The 24,527-nt window shown below is 69.8% G+C and carries 14 protein-coding genes; 12 read left to right on the top strand and 2 right to left on the bottom strand.

From position 1 onward, the window contains the following. Window positions 1–20: 20 nt before the first annotated feature. The gene (locus tag MLJ35_RS02050; RefSeq protein ID WP_243320140.1) at window positions 21–812 is read right to left on the bottom strand and encodes an N-acetylmuramoyl-L-alanine amidase family protein; all 792 of its coding nucleotides are present in this window, start codon (window positions 810–812) and stop codon (window positions 21–23) included. On the opposite strand from MLJ35_RS02050, the gene hisS reads away from it, so the two are divergent. Next, on the top strand, window positions 811–2,058 hold the full coding sequence (gene hisS, locus MLJ35_RS02045; protein ID WP_243382598.1) for a histidine--tRNA ligase: 1,248 nt from the start codon (window positions 811–813) through the stop codon (window positions 2,056–2,058). The genes MLJ35_RS02050 and hisS overlap by 2 nt on opposite strands. A gap of 7 nt (window positions 2,059–2,065) precedes the next feature. Here the strand turns inward: hisS and MLJ35_RS02040 are convergent, their stop codons facing one another. Next, window positions 2,066–3,835 carry a tetratricopeptide repeat protein gene (locus MLJ35_RS02040; protein WP_243382597.1) on the bottom strand — a complete coding sequence of 590 codons (1,770 nt, stop codon included), beginning with the start codon at window positions 3,833–3,835 and terminating at the stop codon, window positions 2,066–2,068. A gap of 240 nt (window positions 3,836–4,075) precedes the next feature. Here MLJ35_RS02040 and MLJ35_RS02035 point away from each other — a divergent pair, with 240 nt between their 5' ends. The 11 genes from MLJ35_RS02035 to amrS all read left to right on the top strand — a co-directional run bounded on the left by MLJ35_RS02035 (window position 4,076) and on the right by amrS (window position 24,523). Then, window positions 4,076–8,401, top strand: a complete 4,326-nt coding sequence (locus MLJ35_RS02035; RefSeq protein WP_243382595.1) for an acyl-CoA dehydratase activase-related protein — start codon at window positions 4,076–4,078, stop codon at window positions 8,399–8,401. 202 nt (window positions 8,402–8,603) lie between these two features. Then, entirely contained in the window at window positions 8,604–9,926 is a 1,323-nt protein-coding gene (locus tag MLJ35_RS02030) for a DEAD/DEAH box helicase (protein WP_243382594.1), read from the top strand. A 76-nt stretch (window positions 9,927–10,002) separates the two neighbouring features. Continuing rightward, window positions 10,003–10,494: a MarR family winged helix-turn-helix transcriptional regulator gene (locus tag MLJ35_RS02025; RefSeq protein ID WP_243382592.1), complete on the top strand. Its 492-nt coding sequence runs from the start codon at window positions 10,003–10,005 to the stop codon at window positions 10,492–10,494. 182 nt (window positions 10,495–10,676) lie between these two features. Then, on the top strand, window positions 10,677–11,870 hold the full coding sequence (locus tag MLJ35_RS02020; RefSeq protein WP_243382590.1) for an MdtA/MuxA family multidrug efflux RND transporter periplasmic adaptor subunit: 1,194 nt from the start codon (window positions 10,677–10,679) through the stop codon (window positions 11,868–11,870). Between the two features lie 4 nt (window positions 11,871–11,874). Beyond that, the gene (locus MLJ35_RS02015) at window positions 11,875–14,985 is read left to right on the top strand and encodes an MdtB/MuxB family multidrug efflux RND transporter permease subunit (RefSeq protein WP_243382589.1); all 3,111 of its coding nucleotides are present in this window, start codon (window positions 11,875–11,877) and stop codon (window positions 14,983–14,985) included. Between the two features lie 85 nt (window positions 14,986–15,070). Continuing rightward, window positions 15,071–18,169, top strand: a complete 3,099-nt coding sequence (locus MLJ35_RS02010; protein WP_243382587.1) for a multidrug efflux RND transporter permease subunit — start codon at window positions 15,071–15,073, stop codon at window positions 18,167–18,169. Window positions 18,170–18,452: 283 nt separating this feature from the next. After that, window positions 18,453–20,444: an aspartate--tRNA ligase gene (gene aspS / locus MLJ35_RS02005; protein WP_243382586.1), complete on the top strand. Its 1,992-nt coding sequence runs from the start codon at window positions 18,453–18,455 to the stop codon at window positions 20,442–20,444. 165 nt (window positions 20,445–20,609) lie between these two features. After that, window positions 20,610–21,935: an SMP-30/gluconolactonase/LRE family protein gene (locus MLJ35_RS02000; RefSeq protein ID WP_243382584.1), complete on the top strand. Its 1,326-nt coding sequence runs from the start codon at window positions 20,610–20,612 to the stop codon at window positions 21,933–21,935. Window positions 21,936–22,034: 99 nt separating this feature from the next. After that, window positions 22,035–22,859, top strand: a complete 825-nt coding sequence (gene amrB, locus MLJ35_RS01995; protein WP_243382583.1) for an AmmeMemoRadiSam system protein B — start codon at window positions 22,035–22,037, stop codon at window positions 22,857–22,859. Continuing rightward, complete coding sequence (gene amrA, locus MLJ35_RS01990; protein WP_243382581.1) at window positions 22,834–23,415, top strand: AmmeMemoRadiSam system protein A; 582 nt, start codon at window positions 22,834–22,836, stop codon at window positions 23,413–23,415. The genes amrB and amrA overlap by 26 nt, the downstream gene beginning before the upstream one ends. A gap of 4 nt (window positions 23,416–23,419) precedes the next feature. Beyond that, window positions 23,420–24,523, top strand: a complete 1,104-nt coding sequence (gene amrS, locus MLJ35_RS01985) for an AmmeMemoRadiSam system radical SAM enzyme (RefSeq protein ID WP_243382579.1) — start codon at window positions 23,420–23,422, stop codon at window positions 24,521–24,523. The last annotated feature ends 4 nt before the right edge of the window (window positions 24,524–24,527 follow it).

The raw sequence follows: 24,527 nt of genomic DNA, 5'->3' as shown, positions 1-24,527 counted from the left end.
CAGAGGACACTGAGGGGCGTTCAGCCTGGTCCGGCCACGGTCTTCCGGCGCACGCTGCCGTTGGCCTGGGCGAAGTAGCGGCGGACGCCGCGGGTGATGGCATCGGCCACCTTGGCGCGGAACGCGGCCTCCTTGAGCTTCCCCTCCTCCTTGGGGTTGGAGATGAAGGCCACCTCCACCAGCACGGCGGGCATGGCCGCGCCCCGGAGGACGATGAAGGGGGCCTGCTTGACACCCCGCTCCTTGATGCCGGCCAGACGGTTCAGCTGGCCCTGAATGGCCACGGCCAGCCGCTCGGAGTCCTGGAGGAAGGCCTTCTGGGCCAGGTCGTCCAGGATGCTCGCCACCACGGTGTCCGCGCTGGCCGGGGCGTCCCCGGCGCCGGCGTTCTCGGCCGCCACCACCTCCTCATCATCGCCCTTCCCCAGGCTCAGGAAGTACACCTCGGAGCCCCGGGCGGCCCGGGCGCGGGCGGCGTTCAGGTGGAGGCTGATGAAGAGGTCGGCCCCCTGGGCGTTGGCGGCCTTGGCCCGGTCCCAGAGGGGGATGAAGGTGTCGTCCTCGCGCGTGAGGACGGCTTCGAAGCCCGCAGTCTCGAGCTTGGCCGCCACGGCCCTGCCGATCTCCAGGGCCGCCGCCTTCTCCTTCAGGCCCTTGGGCCCCCGGGCCCCCCCGTCGTCGCCCCCATGCCCCGGGTCGACCATGACCTTCAGGCGGGGGGGATGGAGGGCCGGACCGGCGGGTTTGGGACTCTGGGCCCAAGACAGTAGGCTGAAGGTGGCGAGCGGCAGAAAGCTCAGGAGTCGGATCATGGCCCAGTCGGTGAAAGGTATGCGGGATCTGTTCGGGGCGGAGCTTCGCTGGTTCCAGCATATCGAGGAAACCGCCCGGCGCGTGTTCGGCCGCCACGGGTACGGGGAGATCCGCACGCCCATCCTCGAAGAACTCGATGTCTTCAAACGCAGCGTGGGGGAAAGTTCCGACATCGTGAACAAGGAGATGTACGAGTTCACGGACAAGGGCGGCCGCCAGGTGGTCATGCGCCCGGAGAACACCGCCGGCGTGGTGCGGGCCGCCATCCAGCACAAGCTGCTGGCCTCCAGCGATCCTGCCCTGTTCTATTACATCGGTCCCCAGTTCCGCTACGAGCGCATGCAGACGGGCCGTTACCGCCAGTTCTGGCAGATCGGGGCCGAGAGCTTCGGCGTGGCCACGCCCGAGAGCGAGGCCGAGAGCCTGCTCATGCTCCACAGCTTCCTGAAGGAGCTGGGGCTCAAGCGGATGGTGTTCTCCATCAACAGCGTGGGCACGCCCGAATCCCGCCCGGCCTTCTACGAGGCCTTCCGCGCCTTCTTCGCGTCGCGGGAATCGCAGTTCTGCGCGGACTGCCACCGACGCATCGAGTCCAATCCGCTGCGCGTGTTGGACTGCAAGAACGAGAGCTGCCAGGCGGCGCTGGAAGGCCACCCGGTCATCACCGATTACCTCGACGAGGCCTCGGCGAAGCACCATGCGCGGCTCAAGGCCCTGCTCACGGAGCTGGACATCCCCTTCGAGGAGAACCCGCGGCTGGTGCGGGGCCTGGACTACTACACGCGCACGGCCTTCGAGCTGCTCAGCTCCGACCTTGGCGCCCAGAGCGCCCTGCTGGGCGGCGGGCGCTACGACCTGCTGGTGAAGCACCTGGGCGGCCCCGATGTGCCCGCCTTCGGCTGGGCCATCGGCCTGGACCGCCTGGCCATGGTGCTGCAGCAGGTGCGCGGCGAGGCCCCCCAGGCCGCTCCTGCCCTGCTCATCCCTCTTGGCGAGCGGGCCACCGTCGAAGCCTTCAAGCTCGCGCGCCAGCTCTGGGACGCGGGCATTGCCCTGCAGCTGGAGACCCGCGGCGGGGCCCTCAAGAAGGCCATGGCGACGGCCAACCGCACCGGCATCCAGACCGTGCTCATCCTCGGCGACGGGGAACTGGATGGGGGCACCATCACCGTCAAGCACATGGCCAGCGGCGAGCAGGAGAGCTGGCCCCTGGACGAACTGGCGGGGCGCATCGGACGGTCCTGAGCGTCCCCTACCGCCGGACAGCCTTGAGGAGATCCTTGAACCGGGGGTCCCGGCGAATGGGATCCGCCATGGGCTCGCGGTCCAGGTAGATCAGGTACTCGCAGCGCTCCTCCAGGGCCCTCTGCAGGCTGCGGAACTCGCCTTCCCGATCACCCAGGCCGCCCTGGAGCCCGGCCAGGTAGAGGGCCGGAACGTACACCGGCTTCCCATGGAAGTCCGGGGGGTGGTTGAGGAGATTCAGCATTTCCTGGGCCTTGCCGCGGTTCCCCTTGGCCGCGTAGGCCAGCCCCAGGAAGAGCGTCATGCCCGGGGCCCGGCCGGAGCGCTCCCAGCCATCGGTCAAGGCGGTGATGGCCTCCTCGTGCCGCCCCTGCATGACCAGGGCCCGGCCCAGGTTCAGGTAGCCCAGGATGAACCCGGGGTCCAGCTCCAGGGCCTTCTGCGAGGCCGCGACGGCCTCCCCGTAGCGCCGGTTGAAGTAGTGGGCCTCGGCCACGGCGGACTTCACCGCAGGCGACAGCGGATCCAGCTCCTCGGCCTTCCGCAGCTCGGCCAGGGCATCCTCGCTCCGGCCCACGGCGCTGAGGTAGAGGGCGTACCACTGGTGGGCGGTGGCGTAGCCCGGGTTCAGATCGAGGGCCCGGTTGAAGGAGGCCTCGGCCCCATCCCAGTCCCACTCGTAGATCAGTCGGATGTGGCCGAGCGAAGCGTGGGCCTCGGCCGATGCGGGATCCAGCTCCAGCGCGGTCATCACCGCCCGCTTGGCCAGGGGCATGGCCTCGCCGGGCCGCAGGACACCCATCTCGGCAGAACCCAGGAGCGCGTAGCAGTCTGCGATGCCCACGTGGGTGGGGGCGAAGGTGGGATCCAGCCGCGCGGCCTCCTGGAATCGTTCCAGCGCAAGGTAGAGGTCCTGTGGGGTGCGCTTGTTCCAGAGGAAACGGCCCCGGAGGTAAGCCTCGTAGGCCTCCGGTTTGACGGGCCTGGGGTGGGCGCGTCCGGGCTCCAGCTTGAGGCTGATTCCGCTGGCGATGGCATCCGCCACCTCCCGCTGGAGCACCAGGACATCCCGCACGTTGCGGTCGAAGCTGCTGTCCCAGATGTGCGTTTCGTCGGCGCCGCGCAGCAGGTGCACCGCCACCCGCACCCGCTCGCCCGACCGCCGCACCGACCCCTGCAGCAGGTAGTCCACGCCCAGCTCGCGGGCCACCTGGCGGGGCCGCTTCTCCGTATTCCGGTAGCCCAGGGCCGAACGCAGGGCCACCACGCGGCCACCCTCGCCCTGCTGCCGGCCGAGCTGGGTGATGAGTTCCTCGGTGAAGCCGTCACTGAAGAATTCCTGGCCGCGCTCTCCGCCGAGGTCGACGAAGGGGAGCACCGCAAGGGCCGGGCCCGGCCGGGAGGGCCTGAAGCCAAGGCGCCAGACCAGGGCGAGGACGCCCGCCAGCACCAACGCCGCGGTGAGGGACCAGAGCACCCAGGGCATCACGCCCCGCGGTTCCGGCCGGATCACCTCGACCGGCGCGGGCCCCGCCGCGGCGACGGCCTCAGGCGCCGCGGCCGGTCCCTCCCCGTCGGGGGCCAGGATCCGCCCGGCCCGCCAGGCGTCCACCTCCGAGCGGTGGGCGAAGACGCTGCCCTGCTTGTCGTGGAGGTGCCGGTGCACGGGAAGGCCCTCTCCCTTCTCCCAGCGCTGGACCGTCCGGACATCGCGGTCCAGGTAGGCCGCGATCTCCTTCCAGGATTCCAGCCGCTCCTCCAGGGCCTCGTCTGCCATCGCCACTCCCGGGGAGAACCTTTCCTCCACCTTCCGACGCCGGATGATCCCATTGAAAATGCAACGGAATTCTACCGATACCCCCTTGACCGTCAAGCCAAAACCGCGGATCCATGGAGGGATTATCCGAATCCCGGAAGGGCACGACAAAGGACGACACCCGCGCCTTGCCGCTGGCCGCTGGCCTCTGGTCGCACCCATCCTGCCCGGGAACCCATCGGGTGATCTTAGGGAGACACCATGGCACGCTTCATCGGCCTCGATCTCGGCGCGGAGACCCTGAAGGCGGTGGAGCTGGTGGGCGAGGCCGGGGCCTGGACCTGGACCCGCCGGGCCCGGGTGCCCCATGGGAAGGAACCCGGCAAGGTGCTCGTGGACCTGCTCGGAGCCTGGGACTGGGGCAGCGTGGACGGCGCGGCGGTGACCGGCCGCATGGGCCGCCCTGTGGCACTGGCGCGGGTGCCGGGGCGACAGGCCCTGGCCGCGGGGTTCCGCCTCCGCCATGGCGCGACGCCCGCCACCGTGGTGTCCATCGGCAGCCGGGGCTTCTCCGTGCTGGAGCTCCGGGGGGAAGGCCGGGAGATCTTCCGGGAGAACGGCCGCTGCGCCCAGGGCACGGGCAACTTCCTGCAGCAGCTGGTGGGGCGGTTCGGCCTCACGGTGGAGGAGGCGTCCGCCCTGGCGGAGGGCGTGACGGACCCGGCGCCGCTGTCGGGGCGCTGCCCCGTGATCCTCAAGACGGACATGACCCATCTGGCCAACAAGGGGGAATCCCGGGAACGCATCCTGGCGGGCCTGCTCGACGCCATCGCCGAGAACGTGCAGGCCCTCATGAAGCCGAAGGTCTGCCCCGAGCGCCTCCTCCTGGCGGGCGGCGTGGCCCGCTCGGCGCGCGTCCAGGCCCACTTCCGGCGCCATGCGGCGGCCCACGGCCTCACCTTCCTGGAGACCGGGGAGGAGGATCGCCTCTTCCTCGAAGCCCTGGGCTGCGCGGTACTGGCCGCGGAGACCCCGGCCGCCGTGCCCGGACTGGGCGCCCTGCTGCGCCCGCCGGACCGGGCCTCCCTGGAGGTGACCGAGCCCCTGGCCTTCTACCTGAACCGGGTCCGCCGCCTGGCGGAGCCGTCGGGCCCCCTGGCCGTCGGGCCTGTGTCCTCCGGGTCTGTGGACATGGAGCCCCGGGAGGTGGTCGTGGGGTTCGACATCGGCTCCACCGGATCGAAGGCCGTGGCCCTGGACGCCCGGCTGGGCGCGGTGCTCTGGGAGGGCTACCTGCCCACGGACGGCGCCCCGGTGGCCGCCGCCCAGGCCCTCATGCGCCAGCTCCTCGCCAGCCCCGCCGCGACCCACCGCATCCAGGGCTTCGGCGTCACGGGTTCGGGGCGCGAGATCGTCGGCTCGCTGCTCTCCGTGTGCTACGGCCGGGAGTCGGTCTGGGTGATCAACGAGATCGCCGCGCACGCCACCGGCGCCCTCCAGTGCGATCCACGGGTGGACACCATCTTCGAGATCGGCGGGCAGGACGCGAAGTACATCCGCCTCGCGGACGGCAAGGTCGTGGACGCCGCCATGAACGAGGCCTGCTCCGCCGGCACGGGCTCCTTCATCGAAGAGCAGGGGCGGCGGTTCACCGGCATCGAGTCCGTGGCCCAGCTGGGACAGGTGGCCCTGTCGGCGGACAGCTGCATCTCCCTGGGACAGCACTGCTCGATCTTCATGGCCGAGGTTATCGACGAGGCCGTGGCCGCCGGCGCGCCGCAGGCCAGCATCATCTCGGGCATCTACGACTCCGTGGTGGCGAATTACCTGAACCGGGTGAAGGGCAGCCGATCGGTGGGCCAGGTGGTCTTCTGCCAGGGCATGCCCTTCGCGTCGGACGCGCTGGCCGCGGCCGTGGCCCGCCAGACCGGGGCGGAGGTCATCGTGCCGCCGCGGCCCGGCCTCATGGGCGCCGTGGGCATCGCGCTCCTGGCGGCGCGGGAGCTGGCCTGGAAAGAGGTCGGGCCTTTCGACGGCGCCCGCTTCCTGCAGGCGGAAGTGGCCGCCAAGGACCAGTTCGTCTGCACGGCGACCCAGGGATGCGGCGGCGGCGGGAACAAGTGTCGCATCGACCGGCTCACCACCCAGGTGGATGGCAAGGTCACGAAGTTCACCTGGGGCGGCGGCTGCTCGCTGTGGGACAAGGGGACGCGCCGCGCCAAGCTGCCCGACCTGGCCCCCGACCCCTTCCGGGAGCGCCGCGAGTGGCTGGCCCGCCTCTCCGAGCGCCTCTCCGAGCGGCGCGGCCGCCCGCTCATCGGGATCAGCGGTGAGTTCCAGCTGCAAGGCACCTTCCCCTTCTTCGCCACCTTCCTCCACGAGCTGGGCTTCGACCTGCAGGTGGCGCCCTCCCCGGGCCGGGAGGCCCTGAAGCGCGGCATCGAGGAAGCCGGGGTGCCCTTCTGCGCCCCCATGCAGCAGTACCACGGCCTCGTGGCGGGCATGGCCGAGGATCGGCCGGACTACCTGTTCCTGCCCATGATGCGCGAGCTCCCGCGGGTGGGCGGAGAAACCCACTCCGTCGTCTGTCCCATCTCGCAGGGCGCGCCGGACGTGCTCCGGCTCCTGCTGGGCGAGGACGGGCCCAAAGTACTCTCGCCCGTGGTGGACCACGGCGCCGGCGCCTTCGACTCCCGAACCTTCCTCGCCGCCTGCCGCGCCCTCGCCACGGACCTGGGCCGGCCCCTGAGCTGGCGCCCGGCCTGGCGGACCGCCCGCGCGGCGCAGCTCGCCTTCGAGGCCGACCTGCGCGAGATGGGCCGCCGGGCCCTGGCCTTCTGCCGAGCGCGCGAGATCGTGCCGGTCGTCCTGCTGGGGCGCGGCTACACCCTGCACAACGACGTGCTGAACTCCAACGTGCCCGCCATCCTCCGGGAACAGGGGGCCCTCGGCATCCCTCTGGACTGCCTGCCCGTGGCGGAAGACGCGCCCATCTTCGACGAGATCTTCTGGGGCCACAGCCAGCGCATCCTGCGCGCCGCCTGGCAGGTCCGGAGGACGCCGGATCTCTACAGCATCTTCTGCTCCAACTACGCCTGCGGGCCGGACAGCTTCACGGTGCCGATGTTTGCCTGGCTCATGGAGGGACGACCCTATGCCGTGATCGAAACCGACGGCCACTCCGGGGACGCGGGCACCAAGACGCGCGTGGAGGCCTTCCTCCACTGCGTCCGCGAGGACCGGCAGCGGACCACCCGGAGCACCCCGCGGGACGCGTCGGACTTGTCCGTGGGCACCCGCACCTTCCGGGAGATCCAGAGCCTGGGCGAGCGCCTGCTGATCCCGCCCATGGGCCCTGAGACCGAAGCCGCCGCGGCCACCCTGCGGGGAATGGGCGTGAACGCGGAAGCCCTGCCTCCCTCGGACCACACCGCCCTGCTCCTGGGCCGCCGGCAGACCTCCGGGAAGGAGTGCCTGCCCATGACCCTCGTGCTGGGGAACCTCCTGGCCCACCTGGAGCGCCACCCCGGCGAGCGAGTGGTCCTGCTCCTCCCCGCCGCCTCGGGCCCCTGCCGCATGGGCGCCTATCGCACCCTGCACCAGCTGGTGCTGAAGCGGCTGGGCGAAGCGCGGCGCGTGCGGATCTGGTCACCCCCTTACGGCGACTATTTCGGCGGCCTGCCCGCCGGCTTCAAGGCCATCCTCTTCGCAGGCATGGCGGCCTTCGGCACGCTGGAGCGCGCCCTCTGCCTGGTCCGGGCCGCGGAACGGCTGCCGGGCCAGGCGCAGGCCATCCGGGACCGCTGGGCCGGCCGCCTGGCCGCCCACCTGGAAGCGGCCGCGAAGGGCGACCTCAGCGCGACCCGCGTGATCACCGAGGTGGCCACGGGGCGCGTCTACGGCCTGCCCGCGCTGCTCCGCCAGGCCCTCGGCGAGCTCCGGCAGGCGGACAGCGGCGCCGACCTGCCCCGCGTCCTGCTGACGGGCGAGATCTACGTGCGCCTCGATCCCTTCGCCAACGGGGAGGCCGCCCGCGCGCTCGCGTCCCGGGGGCTCCGGGTGGACATGGAGGCCACCACGGAGTTCATCCAGTATTCCGAGCACACGTCGCGGGCCCAGGGCGCCAAGAAGGGCCCCGCCACCCAGGTGGAGCGCTGGATCCGCGAGCGGATTCTGGCCGTGGCCGAGGGCCTTCTGGAGGCGGAGCTGGGCTGGCCGCGCCGCGGATCCCTGCCCCGGGTCCTGGAGGCTTCCGCCCCCTACCTTCGCGAGGCCCTGGAAGGGGAGGCCGTGCTCACCCTCGGCGCCCCCATCCTGGGTTGGCGCCGGGGCGAGATCGACGCCGCTGTCCTGGTGGGCCCCCTGGAGTGCATGCCCTCCAAGCTGGCGGACGCCCAGTTCATCCACGTGGCCGAGCGGGAGGGGCTGCTCACGCTCTCCCTGTCGCTCAACGGCGAACCTCCGGATCCCGAGGCCCTGGACGCCTTCGCCTTCGAGGTCCACCGCCGGCACCAGCACCGCCGCCATCGCCGCGCCCGCCGCCCGGCCCCCGCGGATGCCCTGCTGCGCACGGCATCTTCCATCTGAAGCCCCATCGTTCCTGGTTCTCCGGCCGGCCTGGAACGCCTGTCTGGAAGGTGGCTGGCTAAATCCTGACTATTCAGATAAACTAATGGCTTCGTGATCGCAGGCGACCCCCGGTCTCCGCCTCTTTTCAGTCCGAATACCCCTTTCTCGCCCTGACCGGGCCCCCGGAACCATCCGCGGGCGGGCCCTTCCAGGAGCGACCATGTCCTTCGACACCCTCGGGCTGATGCCCGAGCTGCTGCGCGCCGTACGCGAGCAGGGCTACGAAACCCCCACCCCCATCCAGGCCCAGGCCATTCCCCTGGTGCTGGAGGGCCGCGACCTGCTGGCCCGCGCCCAGACCGGCACCGGCAAGACCGCGGGCTTCACCCTGCCCCTGCTGCAGCTGCTGGCCCCCCATGCCAGCACTTCGGCTTCGCCTGCGCGCCACCCCATCCGCGCCCTCATCCTCACGCCCACCCGCGAGCTGGCCATGCAGGTGGAGGAGAGCGTCCGCGCCTATGGCAAGCACATCCCCCTGCGCTCCACCACCATCTTCGGCGGCGTGAACATCAACCCCCAGACCAAGGCCCTGCGGGCCGGTGTCGAGATCCTGGTCGCGACCCCCGGCCGCCTGCTGGACCACCAGGGCCAGGGCAACCTGAACTTCAGCCAGCTCGAGATCCTGGTGCTGGATGAAGCCGACCGCATGCTCGACATGGGCTTCATTCGCGACATCCAGAAGATCCTCGCCCTGCTGCCCACCAGCCGTCAGACCCTGCTCTTCTCCGCCACCTTCACGGACGAGATCAAGCAGCTGGCCGCGAAGTTCCTCAAGAACCCCGCGTCCGTGCAGATCACCCCGCAGAACACGGCCGCCGAGCTGGTGCGCCAGGTCGTGCATCCCGTGGACCGGGAGCGCAAGCGCGCCCTGCTGGCCCACCTCATCCAGAGCCGCAACCTCGAGCAGGTGCTGGTCTTCACCCGCACCAAGCACGGCGCCAACCGGCTCTCCGAGCAGCTGGACAAGGACGGCATCAGCTCCATGGCCATCCACGGCAACAAGAGCCAGCCCCAGCGCATCAAGGCCCTTGAGGACTTCAAGAAGGGCGCGGTCCGCGTCCTCGTGGCCACGGACATCGCCGCCCGCGGCCTGGACATCGAACAGCTTCCCAACGTCGTGAACTACGAGCTGCCCCAGGTTCCGGAGGACTACATCCACCGCATCGGCCGCACGGGCCGCGCGGGCGCGGAGGGAGAGGCCCTGTCCCTGGTCTGCGTGGACGAACACAAGCTGCTGCGCGACATCGAGAAGCTGCTCCGCAAGGAGCTGCCGAAACAGGTGGTGACGGGCTACGCCCCGGATCCCAGCATCCCGGCCGAGCCCATCCAGACGGGGCGCCAGGGCGGGGGCGGCGGCCGGGGCCGCGGCCCCGCGCGCAGCTCCCGCCCCAACTCCCGCCCCGGCCCCCGCTCCGACCAGGGCCAGCCCCCCCGGGGCGAGCGCGGCCGCCATCCGGCCCGACCCAGCACCCGCGGCAAGTAATCAGGCGACCTGCCAAGTCAACAAAGGCGCTTATACCCCTTGACACGAGGGTAGATGGGGCGCAGCCTTGTTGCTTATGCAAGATCGGGTTTCCATCTCCCTCTCCGACGCCAACCCCGGCACCCTGGCCGCTGCCGTCCGGCGGGTCCTCAAGCAGGTGGTCTGGGCGCGGCTGGCTCCCTACGGCCTCAGCCCCCAGCAGTTCTGGGTGATGCTGGTGCTCCTCGAACAGGGCCCCTCCTCCCTCCACCCCCTGGCCCAGCAGGTCTGGATGGACGATCCCACCGCCAGCCGGGTGGTGAAGGCCATGGTGAAGCGGGGCTTGCTCACCGCCAAGCCGGACCCTCGTCACGGGCGCCGCATCCTCATCGAGCTCGCCCCGGGCGCCCTGGCCCTGGCCCACGAGCTGCGGGATCTGGCCACGGAGATCCGGGAGTCCATGACGGCCGGCCTGACTCCGGAAGAGCAGCGGATCCTGACCCACAGCCTGCGGACCATGGTCGGCAACCTGGAGGCCATGTATGCCGCCACGGTCGCCCAGAGCACGGACCAGGCTCCGGTGCCATGACCGGGCCGCGGCCTGCCTCATCCGTCCCATCTGATCGGGGTCATGTCCGGCCCGCCGGGAGCAGGTTTTCTTCTTTCATGGCCAACCGGATATCCGGCTGGATGGTCCAACCATTGGACCTGTCGCCGGTCCGGAGTTGAGCTCATCCTCCGCCCCCTCCTTGAAAAGGCTTCGACTCCCGCATGGACGCCACCGATCCCATCCCGTCGTATGAATCCAGCGCCGCCCGCCCCGCCCTCCTGAGCGGTTGGCGCCTCTGGGCTGTCCTGGGAGTGGTCGCGATCCTCGTCTGGGCGATCTTCTTCCGTGGCGGCTCGAAGAAGGACGCCGGCAAGAACCCCGCGGGGGGACGCCCCGTTCCCGTGGTGGCGGCCACCGCCCGGCAGGGCGACATGCCCATGAGCCTCACGGGCCTTGGCACGGTCACCGCCCTGAACACCGTCACCGTGAAGAGCCGCGTGGATGGCCAGCTGGTGCGCGTGGCCTTCACCGAGGGCCAGATGGTGCGCCAGGGCGATCTGCTGGCGGAGATCGACCCTCGGCCGTTCCAGGTGCAGCTCATGCAGGCCGAGGGCCAGCTGGCCAAGGACCGGGCCGCCTACCAGAACGCGCTCGCGGACCTGAATCGGCTCCAGGGACTGGTCCAGCAGGGCATCATCTCCCGGCAGCAGCTGGACACCCAGAGTTCCTCCGTGGCCCAGTACGAAGCCACCCTCAAGGCTGACCAGGCCCAGGTGGAAAGCGCCAAGCTGAACCTCACCTACAGCCGCATCACCGCGCCGATCTCGGGTCGGGTGGGCCTGCGCCAGGTGGACGCCGGCAACATGGTGCGGGCCAGCGACGCCAACGGCCTGGCGGTCATCGCGCCGATCCAGCCCATCAACGTCGTGTTCGCGGTGCCCGCCGACAACATCCAGAATGTGCTGCGGCAGACCACCAAGGGCGCGAAGCTGCCCGTCGAAGCCTGGGACCGGGACCTCAAGGTCCGCCTCGCCACCGGCTCCCTCGCGGCCATCGACAACCAGGTGGACTCCGCCACGGGCACCGTGCGCCTCAAGGCCCTCTTCACCAACGAGGACCGCACCCTCTTCCCCAACCAGTTCGTGAACGCCCGGCTGCTGGTCGACACCCTGCGCGGCGTGGTGATCGTGCCCACGGCCGCGGTGCAGCGCAGCCCCCAGGGAGCCTTCGTGTACGTGGTGAAGGCGGACGGCACCGCAGACATGCGCCCGGTCGAAGTGCTCGCCACCGATGGCGACGACACCGCCCTCAAGCAGGGCGTGGCGGGCGGCGAGACCGTCATCACCGACGGCCTCGACAAGCTCCGTCCGGGCAGCAAGGTCGCCCTTCCGAAACCCCCGGCCGCGAAGGGCTGACCCGATGAACCCATCCCGGCCCTTCATCCTCCGGCCGATCGCGACCTCGCTGCTGATGGCCGGGCTGCTCCTGGTGGGCCTGCTGGCCTTCCGCCAGCTCCCGGTCTCGGCGCTGCCCCAGGTGGACTACCCCACCATCCAGGTGGTCACCTTCTATCCCGGCGCCAGCCCGGACGTGATGGCCTCCGCCATCACCGCCCCCCTGGAGCGCCAGTTCGGCCAGCTCCCGGGCCTGAACCGCATGTCCTCCTCCAGCTCCGGCGGCAGTTCGATCATCACCCTCCAGTTCGTGCTGGACCTGAACATCGACGTGGCCGAGCAGCAGGTGCAGGCGGCCGTGAACGCCGCGGGCACCTACCTCCCCCGCGACCTTCCCAATCCGCCCATCTACAGCAAGATCAACCCGGCCGACGCGCCCATCCTCACCCTGGCCCTCACCTCGAAGACCCTGCCCCTGTCGAAGGTCGAGGACTTCGCGGACACCCGGCTGGCCCAGAAGATCTCCCAGCTTCCCGGCGTGGGCCTCGTGAGCATCAGCGGCGGCCAGAAGCCCGCCGTCCGCATCCAGGCCAACCCCGCGGACCTGGCGGCCAAGGGACTCACCCTGGGCGATGTGCGCACCGCCGTGGCCCAGAGCAACGTGAACCAGGCCAAGGGCAGCTTCGACGGCCTGCGACAGGCCTACGCGATCGGCGCCAACGACCAGCTGCTCTCCAGCGAGGACTACCGGCCCCTCATCATCGCCTACAAGAACGGCGCGCCGGTGACCCTGTCCGAGGTGGCCACCGTCGCCGACGACGTCGAGAACGCGCGGCTCGCCGCCTGGATGAACCGCACGCCCGCCGTCATCCTCAACATCCAGCGGCAGCCCGGCGCCAACATCATCGCCGTGGTAGACCGGGTGAAGAACCTGATGCCCCAGCTCCGGGCCTCCATGCCCGCCGCCGTGGAGCTCAACATCCTCACGGACCGCACGGTCACCATCCGCGCCTCGGTGGCGGACGTGGAGTTCGAGCTGATGCTCACCATCGCCCTGGTGGTCATGGTGATCTTCCTGTTCCTGCGCACCCTGGCCGCGACGGTCATCCCCAGCGTGGCCGTGCCGCTCTCGCTGGTGGGCACCTTCGGGGTGATGTACCTGCTCGGCTACAGCCTGAACAACCTCACGCTCATGGCCCTCACGATCTCCACCGGCTTCGTGGTGGACGATGCCATCGTGATGATCGAGAACATCATGCGCTACATCGAGGAGGGCGAGCCGCCCCTCCAGGCGGCGCTGAAGGGCTCGGGCCAGATCGGCTTCACCATCCTGTCCCTGACCGTCTCGCTCATCGCCGTGCTGATCCCCCTGCTCTTCATGGGCGACATCGTAGGCCGCCTCTTCCGCGAGTTCGCCGTCACCCTGAGCGTCACCATCCTGGTGTCCGCAGTGGTGTCGCTCACCCTCACGCCCATGATGTGCGCCAAGCTGCTGAAGCACACGCCTCCCTCGGAACAGGGCCGCTTCTACCAGTCCTCGGAGCGGGTCTTCCAGCGGATCATCGCCTTCTACGGCCGCACCCTCTCCTGGGTGCTCAAGCACCAGACCGGCACCTTGGTGGTGGCCATGGCCACCCTGGCGTCCACGGTGCTGCTCTACCTCGCCATCCCCAAGGGCTTCTTCCCGGTGCAGGACACCGGCGTGCTCCTGGGCATCTCCGAGGCTTCGCAGACCGTGTCGTTCTCCGCCATGGCCGAGCGGCAGCAGGCCCTCGCCGCGGAGATCCTCAAGGATTCGGCCGTGGAGAGCCTGTCCTCCTTCATCGGCATCGACGGCACGAACACCACCCTCAACAGCGGGCGCATCCAGATCAACCTCAAGCCCCTCGAGGAGCGCGGCCTCAGCGCCATGGACGTCATCCACCGCCTCCAGCCCGAGTTGGCGAAGATCCAGGGCATCCGCCTGTACCTCCAGCCCATCCAGGACCTCACCGTGGAGGACCGGGTCAGCCGCACCCAGTACCAGTACACCCTCGAGGATGCGGATCCAAAGGAGCTGGGCCTGTGGGTCCCCCGCTTCGTCGAGCGCATCTCGTCGCTGCCGGAGCTCAGGGATGTCGCCAGCGATCAGCAGAACGCCGGCCTCCAGGTGCGCATCGTCCTGGATCGAGCCACGGCCTCCCGCCTGGGCATCACGCCCCAGATGCTCGACGACGCGCTCTATGACGCCTTCGGCCAGAGGCAGGTCTCCACCATGTTCACCCAGCTGAACCAGTACCGCGTGGTGCTGGAGGCCCGACCGGGCCAGTACCAGAGGCCCGAGGATCTGCAGAACATCTATGTCCGGTCGGCCTCCGGCGGATCCGTGCCCCTCAGCGCCTTCACCCGCATCGAGACCGTCACCGCGCCCCTGGCCGTGAACCACCAGGGACAGTTCCCGACCGCCACCGTCTCCTTCAACCTGGGCCCCGGCGCCTCTCTCGGCGACGCGGTGAAAGCCATCCAGCGCGCCCGGAGCGAGCTCGACATGCCCGCCAGCATCAAGGCGGGCTTCCAGGGCACGGCCCAGGCCTTCGGCGCTTCCCTCACGAACACGCCCTTCCTCATCCTCGCCGCGGTCCTGACGGTCTACATCCTGCTGGGCGTGCTGTACGAGAGCTACATCCACCCCGTCACGATCCTCTCGACCCTGCCCTCGGCCGGCGTGGGCGCCCTGCTCTCGCTCATGATCTGCCGGACCGACTTCAGCGTGATCGCCCTGATCGGCATCATCCTGCTCATCGGCATCGTCGAGAAGAACGCCATCATGATGATCGACTTCGCGCTGGAAGCCGAGCGCAAGGACGGCCTGCCGCCGGAGGAGGCCATCTACCAGGCCTCTCTGCTGCGCTTCCGGCCCATCATCATGACCACCATGGCGGCCCTGCTCGGGGGCGTGCCCCTGGCGCTGGGCACCGGCGTCGGCGCCGAGCTGCGCCGCCCCCTGGGCATCGCCATCGTGGGCGGCCTCATCTTCAGCCAGATCCTGACGCTCTACACGACGCCCGTCATCTACCTAGCTTTCGACCGGCTGGCCAGAAGGGTGCGCCGCTGGCGAGGCGCAGAACCGGCTTCGCCTGAAATGGCCGAGTCATGAACGGCCACGCCCACCCCACCTCTCCGCGCCGCGCCAGCGGCACCATGCTCCAGGCGGAACGCCTGGAGCCCCTGCACGCACGCCTGTGAGCATCTCCACGCCCTTCATCCACCGGCCCGTCGCCACCACGCTGCTGACGGTGGCCCTCGCCCTGTTGGGCGCCATCGCCTACCAGTTCCTGCCGGTCTCGCCCCTGCCCCAGGTGGAGTTCCCCACCATCCAGGTCTCGGCAGGCCTGCCCGGGGCGAGCCCCGAGACCATGGCCTCCTCCGTGGCGACGCCCCTGGAGCGCCAGTTCGGCCGCATCGCGGGCATCACGGAGATGACTTCCGCCAGCTCACTGGGGTCCACGAACATCACCCTCCAGTTCGACCTGAGCCGCAACATCGACGCGGCGGGACGCGACGTGCAGGCGGCCATCAACGCGGCGCGGGGCGACCTGCCCTCGAACCTGCCGAACAATCCCTGGTACCGGAAGGTGAACCCGGCCGATTCGCCCATCCTCATGCTGGCGCTGACGTCGAACCTGATCCCCCGGGAGCGCATGTACGACGTGGCCTCCTCGGTCCTCCAGCAGAAGCTGTCCCAGGTCCAGGGCGTGGGCCAGGTCTTCGTGTGGGGTGGCGCGCTGCCCGCGGTGCGCGTGGATGTGAATCCCGCGGCGCTGAACGCCCAGGGCATGGCCCTGGAGGACGTCCGTCTGGCGATCGCGGCCGCCAACATCAACCGGCCCAAGGGGGACATCGCCAGCCCCAGCACCACCTGGTCCCTGTCCACCACGGACCAGCTGATGAAGGCCGCGGACTACCAGCCCCTCATCGTGAGGTACCGGAACGGCAGCGCCGTCCGCCTCTCCGACGTGGCCCAGGTCACGGATTCCGTGGAGAACGTCCGCAACCGCGGCCTCTCCAACGGCGTCCCCGCCATCATCATCCCCATCTTCCGCCAGCCGGACGCCAACATCATCGACACCGTGGACCGCGTGCGGGCCATCCTCCCCCAGCTCCAGGCCTCCCTGCCGCCCACCATCGAGCTGAAGGTGCTCATCGACGCCACCCGCACCATCCGGGCCTCGGTGAAGGACGTGCAGCTGGCCATGAGCATCTCCATCGGCCTGGTGATCCTGGTGGTGTTCGTCTTCCTCCGCAGCGTGCGGTCCACCCTCATCCCCAGCGTGGCGGTGCCCATCTCCCTCATCGGCACCTTCGGCGCCATGTACATGCTGGGCTACACCATCGACAACCTGTCGCTCATGGCGCTCACCGTGGCCACGGGCTTCGTGGTGGACGACGCCATCGTGGTGGTGGAGAACATCACGCGCCACCTGGAGGACGGCATGCAGCCCATGGAGGCGGCCCTCTACGGAGCCAAGGAGATCGGCTTCACGGTGGTCTCCATCAGCATCTCCCTCATCGCCGTGTTCATTCCCATCCTGCTCATGGGCGGCATCGTGGGTCGGCTGTTCCGCGAGTTCGCGGTGACCCTCTCCGTGGCCATCCTGGTGTCCATGGTGGTCTCCCTCACCACCACGCCCATGATGTGCTCGCGCCTGCTGCGGCCTCACGCCGAGGAGCGGCACGGCCGCATGTTCATGGCCACGGAGCGGGCCTTCCAGTGGGTCATGCGCCACTACGAGACCTCGCTGGCCTGGGTGCTGCGGCACCAGCGCTTCACCCTGGGTCTGGCCCTGGGCACCATGCTGGCCACCGTGGGGCTCTACGTGGTCATCCCCAAGGGCTTCTTCCCCCAGCAGGACACGGGCCGCCTCACCGGCTCGATCCAGGCCGCCCAGGACATTTCCTTTGCGGGCATGGAGAAGCTGATGACGGGCTACGTGGCCATCGTCCAGGCGGATCCCGCCGTGGAGAACGTCACGGCCTTCATCGGCGGGGGCAACACGGGCCGCATGTTCTGCTCGCTGAAGCCCAACGATCAGCGGAAGGAGACCGCCGACCAGGTCATCGCCCGCCTGCGGGGGAAGACCGCCCACCTTCCCGGCGGCACGCTCTACATGCAGCCCGTCCAGGACATCCGCATCGGCGGCCGGCCTTCCAGCTCCCAGTACCAGTACACCCTCCAGGGCGATGACGCCCGGGAGCTGTTCGACTGGGCGCCACGGGTGCTCCAGAAGCTCCGCACCGTGCCCCAGCTGGCCGATGTCAACACGGACCTCCAGAACAAGGGCCTGGAGGCGTCGCTGGTCATCGACCGTCCCACCGCCTCCCGCCTGGGCATCACGCCCCAGGCCATCGACAGCACCCTCTACGACGCCTTCGGCCAGCGCTTCGTCTCCACCATCTACACCACCCTGAACCAGTACCACGTGGTCATGGAGGTGGACACGCCCTTCATGCAGACCCCCGACGGCCTGCGCCACACCTACGTGCGCGCCAGCTCGGGGAACCTGGTGCCCCTCAGCGCCTTCACCCGCCTGGAGCGGCGAAACACGGCCCTCTCCGTGAACCACCAGGGCCAGCAGCCCTCGGTGACCCTCTCCTTCAACCTGCCGCCCGGCGTGGCCCTGGGCGACGCGGTGGCGGCCATCGACGCGGCCCAGCAGGAGATCCGCCTCCCGGGCACCATCCGCGGCAGCTTCATGGGCACGGCCCAGGCCTTCAAGGCCTCCCTGGCGAACCAGCCGCTGCTCCTGGCAGCGGCGCTGCTGGTGGTCTACATCGTGCTGGGCGTCCTGTACGAAAGCCTCATCCACCCTCTGACCATTCTCTCCACCCTGCCTTCCGCGGGGGTGGGGGCCCTGCTGGCTCTGCTGGCCTTCCGCACGGAGCTGAGCGTCATCGCCTTCATCGGCATCATCCTGCTCATCGGCATCGTGAAGAAGAACGCCATCCTCATGATCGACTTCGCCATCGAGGTGGAGCGCCGGGAGGGCAAGACCCCGGAGGAGTCCATCTTCCAGGCCTGCCTGCTGCGGTTCCGGCCCATCACCATGACCACCATGGCGGCCCTGCTGGGCGGCCTGCCCCTGGCCATCGGCATGGGCACCGGCTCCGAGCTGCGCCGCCCCCTGGGCATCGCCATCGTGGGCGGCCTCCTCTTCAGCCAGCTCCTGACCCTCTACACAACCCCCGTCATCTACCTCTACATGGACCGCGCCCGGCTGCGGTGGGCCCGCTACCGCGCCGCCAACCGAGCCAAGGTCGCTGTGGCGCCTGGGGGGAACTGAAAAGGAAAAGGAATCGAATAAGCGGAGGAAGGCTGAGGGGCGGAGGAGAGCGGAGAAAAGACCGTACCTGCCCCGGCTCAGCATGGGCTCCGTGGGGGTGCCCTGGCCCTATCGCCGCAATCTGCGAAATCAGCGGCGAAAAGAACGCTCTGGCCCAGCCTCACGATCACCAACCCCCGGCCACCCTCCGCTCTCCTCCGCCCCTCCGCCATCCTCCGCTTAATTCCCCTTCTTTTCCGCCCCGCCTTGAGCGACCCGGCCCAGGATGCGATCCTGGAAGGCTATGAAACTCGATCGGCTCGGCGACTTCCAACGCACCCACCGCAACGGCGACCTCCGCCTCGACCATGCGGGCCAGACCGTGCGCCTGCTCGGCTGGTGCCGGCGCGTGCGCAACCTGGGCTCCCTGGTGTTCCTGGACCTCCGCGACCGCTGGGGGCTGGTGCAGCTGGTGGCCAACGAGGAGACCGCCGATCCGGAGCTGCTGGCCCGGCTCAAGGCTGTGCGCAGCGAGTTCGTACTGGCGGTCGAAGGCGTGGTGGCTGAGCGGGAGAGCAAGAACCCCAATTTGCCCACCGGCGACATCGAGATCCGCCTGACGGGCCTGCGGATCCTCAACACCGCCGCCCCCCTGCCCTTCCCCCTGGAGGACGAGGGCGTGGGCGAGGACCTGCGCCTCACCTACCGCTTCCTGGACCTGCGCCGGGAGCAGCTCCAGCGCAACCTGGTGCTCCGCAGCGAGGTGGCGAACCTCACCCGGAACCACTTCCGGGAGCTGGACTTCATCGAGGTCGAGACGCCCATCCTCACCAAGTCCACGCCCGAGGGCGCCCGGGATTACCTGGTGCCCAGCCGCGTCCACGCCGGGGAGTTCTTCGCCCTGCCCCAGAGCCCCCAGCTGTTCAAGCAGCTGCTGCAGGTGAGCGGCTTTGAGCGCTACGTGCAGATCTGCCGCTGCTTCCGCGACGAAGACCTGCGCGCCGACCGCCAGCCCGAATTCACCCAGATCGACATCGAGATGAGCTTCGTGCGCCAGGAGGACGTCCAGGGCGTCATCGAGCCCCTGATGGTGAAGCTGGCGAAGATGATCGGCAAGGATGTGACCGCGCCGTTCCCCCGCCTCCCCTACCGGGACGCCATGGAGTGGTACGGGTCCGACAAGCCTGACCTCCGCTGTGCCATCAAGATCCAGGACGTCACCGGCCTCTTCGCCCAAAGCGGCTTCAACCTCTTCCGCGCCGCCTCGGAGAGCCAGGGCCACCGCCGGGTGCGGGCCCTCTTCTTCCCCGGGGAGGCCGCGGGCTCCCTCAGCCGCAAGCAGCTGGACGAGCTGGGCGAAACGGCCAAGCAGCTGGGCGCCGGCGGCCTGCCCTACGCCAAGTGGGGCAAGGACGGGCTCTCCAGCAGCTTCAAGAAGTTCCTCGAACCCGCGGATGAAGCCGCCCTCCGGCAGCGCCTCGGCGCAGCGGGGGGCGCGACCGGGGATGGCCTGGCCATCTTCGCCGTGGGCCCCGACGCCCAGACCAGCCGCGTGCTGGGCGAGCTGCGTCTTCGCCTCGCCCGCCAGTTCGGGATGCTGGACGAGTCCCGGTTCGACTTCCTCTGGGTCGTGGACTTCCCCCTGCTGGAGTGGAGCGGTGAGGATGACGGGGAGGGCCGGTTCGTGGCCTGCCACCATCCCTTCACCAGCCCGCATCCGGAGGACCTGGACCTGCTGGAGACGGATCCCGCCCGCTGCCGCGCCGTGGCCTACGACCTGGTGCTCAACGGGTTCGAGGTGGGCGGCGGCAGCATCCGCATCCACGATGCCGAGACGCAGAGCCGGATGTTCCGGGCCATCGGCATCGGCCCCGAGGAAGCCCGCGCGAAGTTCGGCTTCCTCCTGGACGCCCTCAGCTACGGCGCCCCGCCCCACGGCGGCCTGGCCCTGGGCCTGGACCGGCTCGTCATGCTGCTGGCGGGCGTGGACAACATCCGTGAGGTCATCGCCTTCCCCAAGACGGCCCAGGCCCGCTGCCTCATGACGGACGCCCCCAGCCCGGTGGACGAGCGCCAGCTTCGCGAGCTGCACCTGATGCAGGACGCGAAGCAGACCTACCGCGTGGGGGCCGTCTTCTTCGAGAGCGCCGAAGGCGGAACTCCCGAACTGCGGGGCCAGGCCCTCCAGCAGATCAGCCAGATGACGCCCCGCCAGGCCCAGGGCCTCGTCACCCTCGACGCCCAGGGCCAGATCCTCGACGCCCAGACCCTCAGCGGCCCGACCTTCGAGTTCTGAGGCCCTCCGTGGAACCTTACCGGTCGAGCGGCCACCATTCATGGGATCCTCCCTTTCGGCGAGACCCGGTCCACCCTTCCATCACGCTTCGGCCCACGGGGTCTAGTTTTTCGGAGAGATTCGATGATCCAGGGATGTCCTAGCCTGGTCGGGGCCGCCGGTTCGATGCGGTCCCGGCTCCTGTCCCTATCGACGGTCCTCCTCCTGGCGATGGGCCTGGCACTGGGGACGGCATGTTCCGGCCACAAGTCCGCCGATGCCTCCGCCCCGGGCACCCCGCCGGCCATCACCACCGCCCCGGCGAGCGCCAGCACCGTCACCGGCCGCCCGGTCACCTTCTCGGTCACCGCCACCGGAGCCGCCACGCTGGCCTACCAGTGGGCCAAGGATGGCCAGAACATCCTGGGGGCCATCAGCTCCAGCTTCACCCTCTTCCAGCCCAGGGTCGAGGATGCGGGCGACTACACCGTGACCATCACCAATCCCAACGGCACCGTCACCAGCGGCATCGCCACGCTGACCGTGACCGCCGCCGTGATGTTCCCTGCGCCGGTGGGCCTGGCCTACGACGCCTCGGGCAACCTCTTCGTGTCCGACATGGACGACCACACCATCTGGAAGGTGGACGCCACGAACCACAAGACCCTCCTGGCGGGCAGCTCTGGACTGGCCGGTTCCGCCGACGGCCTGGGCGCGGACGCGCGGTTCAGCCATCCGGGCGGCCTCGCCGTCGATCCCGCCGGAAACCTGCTGGTGGCGGACACGGGCAACCACACCCTCCGGCGGATCGCGCCCGATGGCACCGTGACCACCCTGGCCGGCGCCGCGGGACAACCCGGGACCACGGATGGCCCGGCTGCCCAGGCCCGCTTCAATGCCCCCGTCGGCCTGGCCGTGGACGCCACCGGCGGAACCTACATCGCGGATACCCAGAACCACACCATCCGCTACCTGGCCGTGGACGGAACGGTCTCCACCTACGCGGGCAAGGCCGGCGCGCCGGGACTCGTGGATGGGACCGCTGTGGCCGCCCAGTTCAACCAGCCCAACGGGATCGCCCTGGCACCGAACGGGACCTTGTACGTGGCGGACTATGGCAATTCCTGCATCCGCGCCATCGCGCCGGGCGCCATCGTGACCCGGCTGGCCGGGCAGACCAGCACCTACGGCTTCGCCGACGGCAACGGCCTCTCCGCCGCCAAGTTCAATTCCCCCGTGGGGATCGCGCTGGATGCCGCCGGGATCCTGTGGGTCGCCGACACCCAGAACCACGCCGTCCGGCGCATCGGAACCGATGGCACGGTCAGCACCCCCGCCGGGACGGGCGGCTCGGCCGGCAACGCGGACGGCACCGGCACCGCGGCCCTCTTCTTCCGGCCCTGTGGCATCGCCGTCACCCCCGCGGGCAACCTGGCGGTGGCCGATACGGCCAACCACCTGCTGAGGACCGTGACCCCCGCCGGCGTCGCCACGACCTTCCTCGCGCCCTGAGGGGGCTCCCCGCCGCGCCGACCCTGGTCTCCACCCTTTCTCTCCGCAACCCCTGGCCCGGTCCGGTCCAGGGGTTATTTTTGCGGCATGGACACGACGATGGATGTCCGTGCGGCCGCGGTGGCCGGAATTTTCTACCCGCGGGAGAGCAGCGAGCTGAGTCAGGCCATCCAGGCGATGTTCGCGGACGCCGCCGGGGCCAATCCCTGGCTGGGGCCCCCCAAGGCCCTGATCGTCCCGCATGCGGGCTATGTCTACTCCGGGCCCATCGCCGCCAGCGCCTATGCGTCCCTGAACCGCCTGCGGGGCATCATTCGGCGGGTGGTCCTGCTGGGCCCGGCCCATCATGTGCCCGTGGTGGGTCTCGCCCTGCCCGGCGTTTCCGCTTTCGACACCCCCCTCGGGAGGATTCCCGTGGATATCTCGGCCGCGGAGGTCCTCCAGCCTCTGGCCGGGGTGACCACAAGCCCCGCAGCCCACGCCAGGGAGCATTCCATCGAAGTCCAGCTGCCCTTCCTCCAGCAGGCCCTGGGCAGCTTCCTGCTGGTGCCCCTGGCCGTGGGCCATGCCACCGCGGAGCGCGTGGCGGAGGCCATCGAGGCCGTCTGGGGAGGGATGGAGACCCTGATCGTGGTGAGCTCCGACCTGTCCCACTACCTGCCCTACGAGCGGGCGCAGGCCCTGGATCGCCGCACCTGCGCCAGCATTTCGGACCTGAACCTGCTGGCCAGCCACGACCAGGCCTGCGGCGCCACGGCAGTGAACGGGCTGCTGCTGACCGCCCGGCATCATCGGTTGACGCCTCATCTGATGGACCTGCGCAACTCCGGCGACACCGCCGGAGACCGCGACCACGTCGTGGGCTATGCCGCCTTCGCGTTCATCCAGGAGGGCGCCCATGACCCATCCGCACGCGAGCATTGACTGGGGTCCTACCCTGCTGCGGATCGCCCGCGGCGCCATCGCGGAAAAGCTGGGCGTGGCGGCCCCGCCGGTTCCGACCGCCTCCTGGCTCGAGGAGCCCGCCGCCACCTTCGTCACCCTCCACCGCCTGGGCCAGCTCCGGGGCTGCATGGGCACCCTGGAGCCCCGGCGGCCCCTGGGCGAGGATGTGGTCGAGAATGCCCGGCAGGCGGCCTTCCACGATCCCCGCTTCCCGCCCCTGGCCCGCAGCGAATTCACCGACCTCCAGGTGGAGGTATCCCTTCTCTCCGCCCTCGAGCCCCTTCCTTTCAACAGCCAAGCTCATCTGCTGACCCTGCTGCGGCCGGTTGAGGATGGCCTGGTGCTGGAATGGCAGGGATTGCGGGGCGCCTTCCTGCCTCAGGTCTGGGACCAGCTGCCTGAACCCGAGGACTTCCTGGCCCACCTGAAGCGGAAGGCCGGCCTGCCCATGGCCTTCTGGGATGACGGAATCCGGATCACCCGGTTCACGGTGACGCGCTTCCACGAGGAAGCCGAGGTGGGCAGCCCGGGGTAGCGCCATGGATCCCGCCTCCCATCCGACCTCCCGCCCCGCCCCCCACCCGGCTCGATGGTGGCATCGCCTCGACGATGGACGGCTCCAGTGCGACCTCTGCCCTCGCGACTGCAAGCTGGGCGAAGGTCAGCGTGGCGCCTGCTTCGTCCGGCAGAACCTGGGTGGCGGCATGGTCCTCACCACCTACGGCCGGTCGTCGGGCTTCTGCGTCGATCCCATCGAGAAGAAGCCTCTGAATCATTTCCTCCCGGGCTCGCGGGTGCTGTCCTTCGGCACCGCGGGCTGCAACCTCATGTGCAAGTTCTGTCAGAACTGGGACATCAGCAAAGCCCGGGACATGGACCGCCTCACGGACCGCGCCTCGCCGGAGGCCATCGCCCGGGCCGCCGAGGCCTCGGACTGCCGGAGCGTGGCCTTCACCTACAACGACCCGGTGATCTTCGCGGAGTACGCCATGGACGTGGCCGACGCCTGCCACGAGCGGGGCCTGCGCACCGTGGCGGTCACCGCGGGCTACATGCATGCCGAGCCCCGGCGGGCCTTCTACGCCAAGATGGATGCCGCCAACGTGGACCTCAAGGCCTTCACCGAGGGCTTCTACGCCCGGCTCTCCGTGGCCCACCTCCAGCCGGTACTGGACACCCTCTTGTACCTCCACCACGAGACGGGGGTCTGGATGGAGATCACCACCCTGCTCATCCCCGGCCAGAACGACTCCAGCGAAGAGCTCGCGGCGCTGTCCACCTGGATCGCCCGGGAGCTGGGCCCCGATGTCCCCCTGCACTTCACCGCCTTCCACCCGGACTACAAGATGACGGACCTGCCCCGGACGCCCGCATCCACCCTCACCCGGGCGCGGGAGATCGCCTTTGCCGCAGGCCTCCGGTACGTCTACACCGGCAACGTGCACGATGCCGCGGGGGGGACGACCCACTGCTCCGGCTGCCAGGCCCCCCTCATCGTCCGCGACTGGTACCGCATCGAGCGGAACCGTCTATCCTCCGACGGTCGCTGCCCGGACTGCGGCACCCTGATCCCGGGCCACTTCGAGGCCGATCCCCAGTCCTTCGGCCGCCGGCGCATCCCCCTCGCCATCCAGGATTTCTGACGCT

This window comes from Geothrix alkalitolerans (assembly GCF_022808885.1).
In the GTDB taxonomy this organism is placed as follows: Bacteria; Acidobacteriota; Holophagae; order Holophagales; family Holophagaceae; genus Geothrix; species Geothrix alkalitolerans.
Note: the sequence above shows the minus strand (reverse complement) of the source record. Positions and strands in the feature narration are given on the sequence as shown.